General features: G+C 64.7%; 9 protein-coding genes. 2 read left to right on the top strand and 7 right to left on the bottom strand.

Features of this window, described 5'->3' with window-relative positions:
- Window positions 1-33 precede the first annotated feature (33 nt).
- Both ABE456_RS22525 and ABE456_RS22520 read right to left on the bottom strand, forming a co-directional pair.
- Window positions 34-1,011, bottom strand: coding sequence for a thiamine pyrophosphate-dependent dehydrogenase E1 component subunit alpha (locus ABE456_RS22525; RefSeq protein WP_010951830.1), 978 nt, complete (start codon window positions 1,009-1,011; stop codon window positions 34-36).
- Window positions 1,012-1,033: 22 nt separating this feature from the next.
- Window positions 1,034-2,089, bottom strand: coding sequence for an NAD(+)/NADH kinase (locus tag ABE456_RS22520; protein WP_346645902.1), 1,056 nt, complete (start codon window positions 2,087-2,089; stop codon window positions 1,034-1,036).
- A 43-nt stretch (window positions 2,090-2,132) separates the two neighbouring features.
- On the opposite strand from ABE456_RS22520, the gene ABE456_RS22515 reads away from it, so the two are divergent.
- Together ABE456_RS22515 and ABE456_RS22510 are read left to right on the top strand one after the other, a co-directional pair.
- The gene (locus ABE456_RS22515; protein ID WP_346645901.1) at window positions 2,133-2,261 is read left to right on the top strand and encodes a hypothetical protein; all 129 of its coding nucleotides are present in this window, start codon (window positions 2,133-2,135) and stop codon (window positions 2,259-2,261) included.
- A gap of 111 nt (window positions 2,262-2,372) precedes the next feature.
- The gene (locus tag ABE456_RS22510; protein WP_346645900.1) at window positions 2,373-4,226 is read left to right on the top strand and encodes a sigma-54-dependent Fis family transcriptional regulator; all 1,854 of its coding nucleotides are present in this window, start codon (window positions 2,373-2,375) and stop codon (window positions 4,224-4,226) included.
- Between the two features lie 89 nt (window positions 4,227-4,315).
- Here ABE456_RS22510 and accC read toward each other — a convergent pair whose 3' ends face one another.
- The 5 genes from accC to ABE456_RS22485 form a co-directional block, all read right to left on the bottom strand.
- The gene (gene accC / locus ABE456_RS22505; protein WP_322365280.1) at window positions 4,316-5,671 is read right to left on the bottom strand and encodes an acetyl-CoA carboxylase biotin carboxylase subunit; all 1,356 of its coding nucleotides are present in this window, start codon (window positions 5,669-5,671) and stop codon (window positions 4,316-4,318) included.
- A 17-nt stretch (window positions 5,672-5,688) separates the two neighbouring features.
- Complete coding sequence (accB, locus tag ABE456_RS22500; RefSeq protein ID WP_346645899.1) at window positions 5,689-6,150, bottom strand: acetyl-CoA carboxylase biotin carboxyl carrier protein; 462 nt, start codon at window positions 6,148-6,150, stop codon at window positions 5,689-5,691.
- 100 nt (window positions 6,151-6,250) lie between these two features.
- Window positions 6,251-6,706 carry a type II 3-dehydroquinate dehydratase gene (aroQ, locus tag ABE456_RS22495; protein WP_003255330.1) on the bottom strand — a complete coding sequence of 152 codons (456 nt, stop codon included), beginning with the start codon at window positions 6,704-6,706 and terminating at the stop codon, window positions 6,251-6,253.
- A 179-nt stretch (window positions 6,707-6,885) separates the two neighbouring features.
- Window positions 6,886-8,658, bottom strand: a complete 1,773-nt coding sequence (locus tag ABE456_RS22490) for a protein-disulfide reductase DsbD (protein WP_346645898.1) — start codon at window positions 8,656-8,658, stop codon at window positions 6,886-6,888.
- A 228-nt stretch (window positions 8,659-8,886) separates the two neighbouring features.
- Window positions 8,887-10,848, bottom strand: coding sequence for a methyl-accepting chemotaxis protein (locus tag ABE456_RS22485; protein ID WP_346645897.1), 1,962 nt, complete (start codon window positions 10,846-10,848; stop codon window positions 8,887-8,889).
- Between the last annotated feature and the right edge of the window lie 252 nt (window positions 10,849-11,100).

Below are 11,100 nucleotides of genomic sequence, written 5' to 3'. Positions count from 1 at the left end.
GGTGGTTCTCCTGTTGTTCTTGTAATCCGCGGCTCAGGGGTAGGCGACGTAGACGTCGGTGAGCAGGTCGGCGGGCTGTGGCTTGGGATCGGACTTGGCGCGGCGCACGGCGTCTTCGATCAGGTCCTCGACGCGGGCGTCGATGGCATCCAGTTGCTCGGCAGTGAGCAGGCCGGCGCGGGTGGTCTTGTTGCGGAACTGCATCAGGCAGTCGCGGGATTCGCGCAGGTTCTTCACTTCATCGGGGGCGCGGTAGGTTTGCGCATCGCCTTCGAAGTGGCCGTAGTAGCGGCTGAGCTTGACCTCGATCAGCGACGGGCCTTGCCCGGATCGGGCGCGTTCGATGGCAGCGCCGGCGGCTTCGTACACGGCAAAGAAGTCGAAACCGTCGATGGTCACCCCGGGCATGCCGAAGCCGGCAGCACGGTCGGCAATGTGGTCGCAGGCCACCGACCAATTGGAGGCGGTGGCCTCGGCGTAGCCGTTGTTTTCGGCCACGAAGATGCACGGCAGGTTCATGATCGACGCCATGTTCATGGCCTCGAACACCGCGCCTTCGTTGGAGGCGCCGTCGCCGAAGAAGGCCACCGACACATCGTCGCGGCCCTTGAGCTTGGCCGCCAACGCTGCGCCGGCCACCAGCGGTGCGCCAGCGCCGACAATGCCGTTGGCGCCGAGCATGCCTTTCTCCAGGTCGGCGATGTGCATCGAGCCGCCCTTGCCGCCGCATACGCCGGTCTTCTTGCCGTAGATCTCGGCCATCATGCCGTACACGTCCACGCCCTTGGCGATGCAGTGGCCATGGCCACGGTGGGTCGAGGCGATGCAGTCGCTGTCGCGCAGGTGGGCCATGACCCCGGCTGCGGAGGCTTCTTCGCCTGCATACAAGTGGACGAAACCGGGGATCTCGCCTGTGGCGAATTCCACATGCAGGCGTTCTTCGAAGGCGCGGATGGTGCGCATCACTTCATAGGCATGCAGCAGTTGTTCGGTACTGAGTTGATTGGACATCTTGTTGTTCTCCAGGGTTGTCTCAACACGGGTTTGCAGGGTGCAGCCGGTGGCCGCGTGGTACGGCCAGCAGGTGATGGCGGGCGGCATGCGCCAGCACGGCCTCGACGTCCACGCTCAACGGGCCTTGGTGGTCGAGGGTGATGGTGGGGGTGTCGTGCTCGGCGAATTCGATTTCGCGCTCGCCGTCCAGCGCCAGGGTGCCGCTGGCCAGGCTCAGGCGGTGGGCGACGCCGGGCGTCAGCGTGCCACTGGCGGTGATACCGCAGGCTTGCAGCAGGCCGGGTGCCAGGGGCGCCAGCAGCGCCTGCTCGGCGCCGGGGTTCAGGCGTATCCAGGCACCGTGCGGGTCCTGGCGTGATACCGGGCACCACAGGCCGCACAGGGCTGACAGGCCGATCGCATGCGGCTCGGCGAAGCAGGCGAAGACTTCGCCAAGGTCTTCGCTGCGGCTGAGTGCGCGGGCGCCGATGAAGCGCTGCGGTGACACCGCCACTTCCACCAGGGCCCACTCGGTCAGCCGTTGTTCTGGCACTTTCACCAGCAAGCGCTTGTTGCGGCGCAGGCCGATGCTGGTGGGTACCCGGCCGCTGGCGAGCAGGCCGCCGGCCAGGCCTGCGCTGGTGGCTTCGCGCAGTTCAGGGAAGGCATTGTTGGTGCCGGTGGACAGGGTTAGCAGCGGCACGTCACCGGCCTCGGCGGCGACCGCCTTGTGGGTGCCATCGCCGCCGAGCACGGCAATCATCGCCACGCCGCGTTCGAGCATGCGCCGGGTGGCCAGGCGGGTGTCGGCCACGGTCTGGGTCAGCGGCAGGTCGAGTATTTCGATGGCCGGCCAGTGCTGGTCACGGGCGCCCGGCCCCTGGCTGGCCTTGAGCACGGCGGCGGCGATACCGGTCATGTCGCTGGGCAGCAGCACCTGGCCGATGCCGGTGGCGCCGAAGGCAGCCAGCAGGCGCTGGATCGCCGAGGCCTTGTCGGTGCTTGAATACAGCCCGGCACTGGCAGTCAGGCGGCGCAGGTCGCGGCCGGAGGCTGGGTTGGCAATGATCCCGACAAGCGGGGCGGGTAGCGGCATGGCGCACCTCGTATTTTTGTTTGCCAAGGCAGGAGCAAGCGCGGTGCCAGCTTTTGTCGTGTTGCTTGAAGTGCCCGTAATAGAGCGCTTTGGCTTTGCCAAGGTGCGCCTGTTCGGCGGTGCCGGCGAGACGCCGGGTGCCAGCGTGCAGCCGTGTTGGCCGAGACGCTGAGACGCTGCGTCTCAAGCCCGCCGGTAATCACACAGTGCTTGTCGGGGCATGCCCGGAAGCGCTTAATGGCCGGACAACGATAAAAACAGCAACGAGAACCGGAGGGCCTGAATGCTTGCCGCGAACTCCCGAGCCCATGTCGACTGCATCAGCAGGGTGCTGAAGAATGCCGACCGCCTGCCGCAGGCACCGGTACCACCGCTGATCCTCGATTCATGGCGCCGTTCCATGGAGCTGTACCGCCTCGACCCTGGGTCCCAGCAGGGGCCGCGCATCCTTTCCCAAAGCCTGCTAAACGAATGCCGCGAACGCGCCGAGCTGTTCCTGCGCATCGCCAGCGATGCCGTGGCACGCCTGCACGAGCGGGTGCGCGGCGCTGACTATTGCGTGCTGCTTACCGACGCCCAGGGGCGCACCATCGACTACCGGGTCGAGTCGGCCATCCGCAACGACTGCCGCAAGGCCGGGCTGTACCTGGGCACCTGCTGGTCGGAGGGCGAGGAGGGCACCTGCGGCGTGGCGGCGGTGCTGACCAGCAAGGCGCCGGTCACGGTGCACAAGCGCGATCATTTCCGTGCCGCGTTCATCGGCCTGACCTGCACCGCAGCGCCGGTGTTCGACCCGTTGGGCGAGTTGCTGGGCGTGGTGGATGTGTCGGCCTTGCAGTCACCAGACGACCGCCGCAGCCAGCACCTGATTCGCCAATTGGTCGAGCAGACCGCCCGCGAGATCAAGAACGCCTTCTTCATACACAGCGCCCAGGGCCATTGGGTGATGCGCGCCCACGGCACGCCGGGTTATGTGGAGAGCCAGCCCGACTATCTGCTGGCCTGGGATGCCGATGGCCGCCTGCAGGCGATCAACAGCCTGGCGCGGCAACGCCTGGTGGAGCGGTTGGGGCGCTTGCCCGAACATATTGGCGAGCTGTTCGACATCGACCAACTGCGCCGGGTGAATGCATCGTCGGCTCAGCGCCTGCCTGGTTTGGGCGGGCTGTATGGTCGGGTCAGCGCCCCGCAGCAGCGCCAGCGCGCGCAGCCCTTGCGCCAGGCCCAGGACGCCCGCATCGAGCAGCACTTGCGGTTGGCCACGCGGGTCAAGGACTGCAACCTAGCGGTGCTGGTGCAGGGTGAGACCGGGGCTGGCAAAGAAGTTTTCGCCCGTCAGCTGCACCAGCAGAGCCAGCGCCGCGATGGCCCGTTTGTCACACTGAACTGCGCAGCCATTCCAGAAAGCCTGATCGAGAGCGAGTTGTTCGGCTATGTGGCCGGGGCCTTTACCGGGGCTTCCAGCAAAGGCATGCAAGGGCTGTTGCAGCAGGCTGATGGCGGCACGCTATTCCTTGATGAGATCGGCGACATGCCGCTGAACCTGCAAACCCGGTTGCTGCGGGTGCTGGCCGAGGGTGAAGTGGCGCCGCTGGGCGCGGCGCGGCGGGAGCGGGTGGATATCCAGGTGATCTGCGCCACCCATCGTGATTTGGCGGCGATGGTGGAGGATGGGCGTTTTCGTGAGGACTTGTATTTCCGCCTGGCCAATGCCCGCTTTGAGCTGCCGCCCCTGCGCGAGCGCGAGGACCGCTTGGGGCTGATTCACCAGTTGCTGGCCGACGAGGCCGAGGCCTGCGGGGTTGAGGTGGTGTTGGCGGATGATGCCTTGCAGGCGCTGCTGGTGTACCGCTGGCCGGGGAACTTGCGCCAGCTGCGGCAAGTGTTGCGCTATGCCTGTGCGGTGAGTGAGGGCGGGCAGGTGCGGGTGCAGGACTTGCCGCAGGAAGTGCGGGGCGAGACGGTTGTTTCGGGTGAAAGCGGCGTGTCGTGCCCGGCCCGGCAGCTGTTGCTGGATGCGCTGATCCGCCATCGCTGGAAGCCGGCCGATGCGGCGCGGGCATTGGGTATTTCGCGAGCGACTTTGTATCGGCGGGTGCATGAGCACCGCATCGACATGCCGCGGATGAAGGGGTAGGCCCTGGGCCGCAACGCGGCCCTAGGTTCTGGCAGGCAATAAAAAACCCCGGCACAAGGCCGGGGTTTTCGGTACATCACACTACTCGATCACTCTTCGTTAGCCAGTTTGTGCTCGAGGTAGTGAATGTTGACGCCGCCCTTGCAGAAACCTTCATCACGCACCAGGTCGCGGTGCAGCGGGATGTTGGTCTTGATGCCGTCGACGACGATCTCGTCCAGGGCATTGCGCATGCGCGCCATGGCTTCGTCGCGGTCCTTGCCGTAGGTGATCAGCTTGCCGATCAGCGAGTCGTAGTTCGGCGGAACCGAATAACCGCTGTACAGGTGCGAATCGACGCGTACGCCATTGCCGCCCGGGGCGTGGAAGTGCTTCACCTTGCCTGGGCTCGGGATGAACTTCTTCGGGTCTTCGGCGTTGATCCGGCACTCCAGCGAGTGGCCACGGATTACCACGTCTTCCTGGCGGAACGACAGCTTGTTGCCAGCGGCGATGCTCAGCATCTCCTTGACGATGTCGATGCCAGTGACCATCTCCGACACCGGGTGCTCAACCTGCACACGGGTGTTCATTTCGATGAAGTAGAAGCGGCCGTTTTCGTACAGGAACTCGAAAGTACCGGCACCACGGTAGCCGATCTCGATGCACGCATCGACGCAGCGCTTGAATACTTCCTGACGGGCTTTTTCATCGATGCCCGGGGCTGGTGCTTCTTCCAGTACCTTCTGGTGACGACGCTGCAGCGAGCAGTCACGGTCACCCAGGTGAATGGCGTTGCCCTGGCCGTCGGACAGTACCTGAACTTCCACGTGGCGTGGGTTGGTCAGGAACTTCTCCAGGTAGACCATCGGGTTGCCAAAGGCAGCACCGGCTTCGGTACGGGTGAGCTTGGCCGAGGCAATCAGGTCCTCTTCCTTGTGCACCACACGCATGCCGCGACCACCACCGCCACCGGCGGCCTTGATGATCACCGGGTAGCCGACGTCACGGGCAATCGCCAAGGCGACTTCTTCGTCTTCCGGCAGCGGGCCATCGGAACCCGGTACTGTCGGTACGCCCGACTTGATCATCGCGTCCTTGGCCGAAACCTTGTCGCCCATCAGGCGAATGGTGTCGGCTTTCGGGCCGATGAAGGCGAAGCCGGATTTTTCCACCTGCTCGGCGAAATCGGCGTTTTCCGCCAGGAAGCCGTAACCCGGGTGAATCGCGGTGGCGCCGGTCACTTCGGCGGCAGCGATGATCGCCGGGATATGCAGGTAGGAATCCTTGGACGATGCAGGGCCGATGCAGACCGACTCGTCTGCCAGGCCCAGGTGCATCAGTTCACGGTCGGCGGTGGAGTGCACGGCGACGGTCTTGATACCCAGCTCTTTGCAGGCACGCAGGATCCGCAGGGCAATTTCCCCGCGGTTGGCGATCAGGACTTTTTCGAGCTTCCCAGACATCGTTGGCTCTCCGCGATTCAAACGATGGTGAACAGCGGCTGGTCGAACTCAACCGGCTGGCCGTCTTCTACCAGGATGGCGTCGATGACACCGCCAATATCGGCTTCGATGTGGTTCATCATCTTCATGGCTTCGACGATGCACAGGGTGTCGCCTTTCTTCACGGACTGGCCAACTTCAGCGAAGTTCGGCGAGGTCGGCGAAGGCTTGCGGTAGAAGGTACCTACCATTGGCGAACGGACCACGGTGCCTTTCAGGGCCGGGGCAGCAGCAGCGGCTTCGGCGGCTGGAGCAGCAGCGGCAACCGGGGCAGCGGCAGGGGCAGCGGCCATCGGGGCCGGTGCGTAGAACTGCTGGGCAGCTGGGGTCTTGCTGTGACGGCTGATACGGACCGACTCTTCGCCTTCCTTGATCTCCAGTTCGTCGATGCCAGACTCTTCCAGCAGCTCGATCAGTTTCTTGACTTTACGGATATCCATTAATCATCAACTCCCAAAGGTTCGGTCAGGGGGCGAAATACAAAAAAACGTATCTGAAACGTTTCTCTCGAACCCCGGCCCACTCAGGCCAGGGTTTTCATCATTTGGGCTGTGCGTTGGCAGCCAGTTGTTCCAGCGCGGACTCCAGGGCCAGGCGATAACCGCTGGCGCCCAGGCCGCAGATCACCCCTACGGCAACATCGGAAAAGTAGGAGTGGTGACGGAACGGTTCGCGTTTGTGCACGTTGGACAAGTGCACTTCGATGAATGGGATGCTCACCGCAAGCAATGCGTCACGTAATGCGACGCTTGTGTGGGTGAAAGCAGCCGGATTGATCAGGATGAAGTCCACACCCTCGTTGCGTGCGGCGTGAATGCGGTCGATCAGTTCGTATTCGGCGTTGCTCTGCAGGTACTGCAGATGGTGGCCTGCGGCGCGGGCACGTTGCTCCAGGTCCTGGTTGATCTGGGCCAGGGTCACGGCGCCGTAGTGGCCAGGCTCGCGGGTACCGAGCAGGTTGAGGTTGGGGCCGTGGAGCACCAGTAGCGTTGCCATCTGCGGATTCCTTGGATTTGTAGGGCAATTCGACACAGCGCGGCGAGTGTGCCGTAAAGCGACGGCAAGTGTCCAGTTCCCGGCAATAGCCAGCACGATGTCCGAGGTTCGCGCGAAGTATGTGACCAAATAATTAAATCCGGTCACTGAATCGAGGTTTTTTTACTGTTCGCCGGAAGTTATAGACCGACTTTGCCGCGCACGCGTGTCAGAATTTGCGCAAATTCACCGGCGTTTATCTCGCCAATCACCCGATCAGCGGTAATTTCGCTGCCGTTCGCGGCAAAGAACAGCAGGGCGGGCGGGCCGAACAGCTGGTAGCGATCGAGCAGTTTGCGTTGCTCGGCATTGCTCTCGGTGATGTCGAAACGCAGCAGTTTGAAGCCGGCCAGTTGCGTTTGCACTTGCGGCGCTGTGAGCACTTCGCGCTCGATCACCTTGCAGCTGATGCACCAGTCGGCGTACCAGTCCAGCAGCACCGGTTGGCCGGCGGCCTTGGCCTCGGCCAGGGCAGTGTCTAGGGCGGTAGGGGTGGTGATGGTCTGCCAGGTATCTGCTTGCGCGGCCGTGCTGTTGCCCGCGGTCACCAGCGTTGCACTCGGCAGCGGGCGCAACGGGTCGCCTTGGCCACTCAGGGCACCGTACCAGCAGGCCAGGGCATACACCAGCAAGGCCAGGCCAAGCAGCTGGGCCAGGCGCTGGCGCGCGGTTTTGACGACCAACTCCAGGGCACCGAGGAACAGTGCCACGCCAGCAGCGAGGAAGCCGACCAGCAGCAAGGTCGCCGGCCCCGGCAGCACCCGGCTGAGCAGGCCGATGGCCAGCCCCAGCAGCAGCACGCCGATGGCGTTTTTCACCGTATTCAGCCAAGGGCCGCTTTTCGGCAGCCAGGCCGCACCCCCGGTGGCCACCAGCAGCAACGGCGCACCCATGCCCAGGCCCAGGGCGAACAGCTTGAGCGCACCGCCCAAGGCATCGCCGCTGGCGCTGATGTACAGCAATGCACCGGCCAGGGGCGCCGACACACACGGCGACACCAGCAGGCTGGACAGCACACCCAGCACCGCCGCACCCAGCAGCGAGCCGCCCCTGGTGTGGTTGGCGACGCTGTTCAGGCGGTTGCTCAGGGCCTGCGGCAGCTTCAGCTCGAACAGGCCGAACATGGCCAGGGCGAACACCACGAAGAACAGCGCGAAGGGCACCAGCACCCAGGCCGACTGCAGGCGCGCCTGCAGGTTCAGGCCGGCGCCGAACAAGCCCATGAGGGCGCCGAGTACCGCGAAGCTGGCCGCCATCGGCAATACATAAGCTAGCGACAGCGCCAGCCCGCGCAAGCCACCCACCTGGCCGCGCAGTACCACGCCAGACAGGATCGGCAGCATGGGCAGCACGCAGGGGGTGAAGGTCAGGCCGACCCCGGCGAGGAAGAACAGCAGCAGCGATTTCCAGTTCCAGGCGTGCTCGGCGGTGGCCGGCGTGCTTGCGCCGCCTTCGCCATCGATGCTCAGGCGTGCCGTTTCCGGTGGGTAGCACAGGCCCTTGTCGGCGCAACCCTGGTAGCCCACCAGTAGGGTGAAGGCGCGTGGGTCGTTGCGTGGCAGCTCGATATCGAGCACGCCGTGGTACACCTCTACGTCGCCGAAGAACTCATCGTGCTTGGCCTCGCCTTTGGGAATGTTCGGCGTGCCCAGGGCAATGTCGGCAGGTTCCGTGCGGAACTGGAAGCGGTGGCGGTAGAGGTAGTAGCCATCGGTGGCGACGAAGCGCAGCTTGATGGTTTGCGCATCGGCCTGGACCAGGTTGAGCTTGAAGGCCTCGTGCACCGGCAGGAAGTCGGCGTTGTTGGATAACGACGCGGCGCCGAGGGTGGCGCTGGGGCGGTTGTCGAGCAGGCCCGTGGCGAAGGCAGGGCTGGCCAGCAGCAGGAACAGCAGGAAAAACAGGCGGCGCATGGCGGACTCGCGAGGTGGAACGTGCTGGGCATGATAGCGGAAGCGCAGGAATACCCACAGGGCCTGCGCCAACCTTGAGGCATATGCTGTACCTGTAGGAGCGGCCTTGCGTCGCGAAAGGGGTGCGAAGCGCCCCCAGGATTTGTGCTTTACCGCTGATATTGCCGGGGCCGCGTTGCGGCCCTTTCGCGACGCAAGGCCGCTCCTACAGAGACCGCGCAGGCCGGCTCAGACTCTGAAAGCCCGCACCGCCCGGTTCAGCTCGCCACCCAGGCTCAGCAACTGCTCGCCTTGCTCGCGCCCTTCGCCAATGCGCTGCAAGTTATCTTCACCCAGCTCATGAATTCGCTCGCTGTGGTCGCGAATCTCGCTCACCGCGCCACTCTGCTGCGCCGTGACATCGGCAATCCGCACTGCGGTATCGGAGATGGTACGAATGGCACAGACAATCTCATCCAGCGCGCCATCCGCCGCCTGGGCCTGGTTGGCCGTGGCCTCGGCATGTTCAAGCTGCGCGCGCATCCCCGCCACCGAGCTTCTGGCGGCATGCTGCAAGCGATCGATCAGTGACTGAATCTCGCCGGTAGCCCCCGTGGTGCGCTGCGCTAGCGAGCGCACTTCATCGGCCACCACGGCAAAACCACGGCCCATCTCGCCGGCACGGGCCGCTTCGATCGCGGCGTTCAGCGCCAGCAGGTTGGTCTGTTCTGCAATCGAGCGGATCACCGTCAGCACCCCACCAATGGTGGCCGACTCTTCCGCCAGTTGTTCGATCATGCGCGCATTGCCCTGCACTTCATCAACCAGCTCACGCAAGCCCGACAAGCTCTGGCCAATCACCGCCTGGCCCTGTTCCACCGCCCGCCCGGCATCGCGGCTGGCGTCGGCGGCGGCGCTGGCATCGCCGGCCACTTGCTGGATGGTCGCTTCCAGTTCACCCAGGGCATCGCGGATCTGCCCGGTATCACCGGCCTGGCGCTCGGCTCCGTGGTGCAGGGCGGCGCTCATGCCGGCCAGGGCGTGGCTGCTGCCAGCCACCTGCTCGGCGTTGTGGCGGATGGTGTCCACCAACTCCACCAGGTACTGGCGCAGGCGGTTCAGCGATTCCTCGATGTCATGCAGTTCGCGGTTGGTCTTGCCCAGGGTGATGGCTTCGGCGAAGTCACCCTCGGCCCAGCGCGACAGGGCCGGTGCCAGGCTGGTGAGGGTGCGCGCCAGGCGGCGCTGCAAGGTGTCTATCAGCAGGGCGATAAGCAGGATCAGGCCGATCATCAGGCCCTGGATAATGCGCACCTCGCCGGCAATTTTCGCGTGCTGGCCGCGCACCTCAGGCTCCAGTGCCGCGATGGCCTGCTGCACGGCCTCCAGGCGCTGGCCGGTGCTGGCGGCCAGGGTGGCGCGGCGTTCGATCTGTTCGCGGGTGCGTTGCAGCTCGGCAGGGTAGCGGCTGAGCAGGCTCTGCAGTTCACGCTTCAGGCCCACGGCGATGTCTTCCTGTTGGGCGCTGGCCTGGGTTTCCAGGCCCATCATGGCGGCGAAGTCGTCGGCACCGGTTTCGGCGGTGCGGGTCACGCCCAGTAATGGCAGGCCGTCGATGGCCTGGGCCTGGGCGCGGATCAGTTGCAGCTCGCGCTCCACTTCGTCGGCCAGCTCCGGGCGGCCGCTGCTGACCAGCTTGTCCCGGGCCAACGACAGGCGGCCCAGGTGCACGGTGGCGTCGAGCAACGGCAGCAGGTAGCGGTTGGCGTCGGCGCTGCCGCTGTCGCGGGCATAGTCGGCCAACTGCTCGAAATTGGCCCCCAGTTCCCGCTCGGCTTGCAGCAGCAGGGCTTGCGGGTCGCCGGCCAGCTTGCCGGCGGCCAGCAGTTCATTGGCGGTGAAGCCCTGCAGGCTGTCCAGGCTGGGGCGCAGTTTGTCGGCCAGCTCTACGGGCCAGTCGGCCAGGGCGGCGTGCAACTGTTGGTTGGCGTCCATGGCTGCGGCATGGCGCAGGGCATCGCCGCTGCCAAGGTAAGCCTGGATATTGCCTGCCGCCTGGTGCTGGAACTGCTGGGACAAACCCAGGTAGCGCTCCATCATCTGGTAAGGGCGCTCCAGCGCTCGCTGCGACCACCATAGGGTGACGCCCAGGGCGAGGCACACGGTTACCAGCAACAGGGTATTGAAATTGGTCAGCCACTTCAGGCGCATAGCCGCGAGCTTCCTGCGGAGGGGAGTGGGGAGATAAGCGCCTGAAGTTATTGCGATTTTGTGACGGGGTGATGACGACAGGAGGTTGGCGTCAGAAAAAAAACTGGCACAGTGCCTGTATCTGTGTTGCCTGTGCTGGCCTCTTCGCGGCTAAAGCCGCTTGTGTCTTGAGAGGGGATTAGAATCTGGAGTGAGAGCGGTGAATGGCAAGCTGAATGCCGGAGGTGCCTTGAGCACGTGTGGGAGCACAAG

The organism is Pseudomonas sp. TWI929 (genome assembly GCF_039673335.1).
GTDB lineage: Bacteria > Pseudomonadota > Gammaproteobacteria > Pseudomonadales > Pseudomonadaceae > Aquipseudomonas.
The sequence above is the reverse complement of the archived record's forward strand: the minus strand, read 5'-3'. Positions and strand labels throughout refer to the sequence as shown.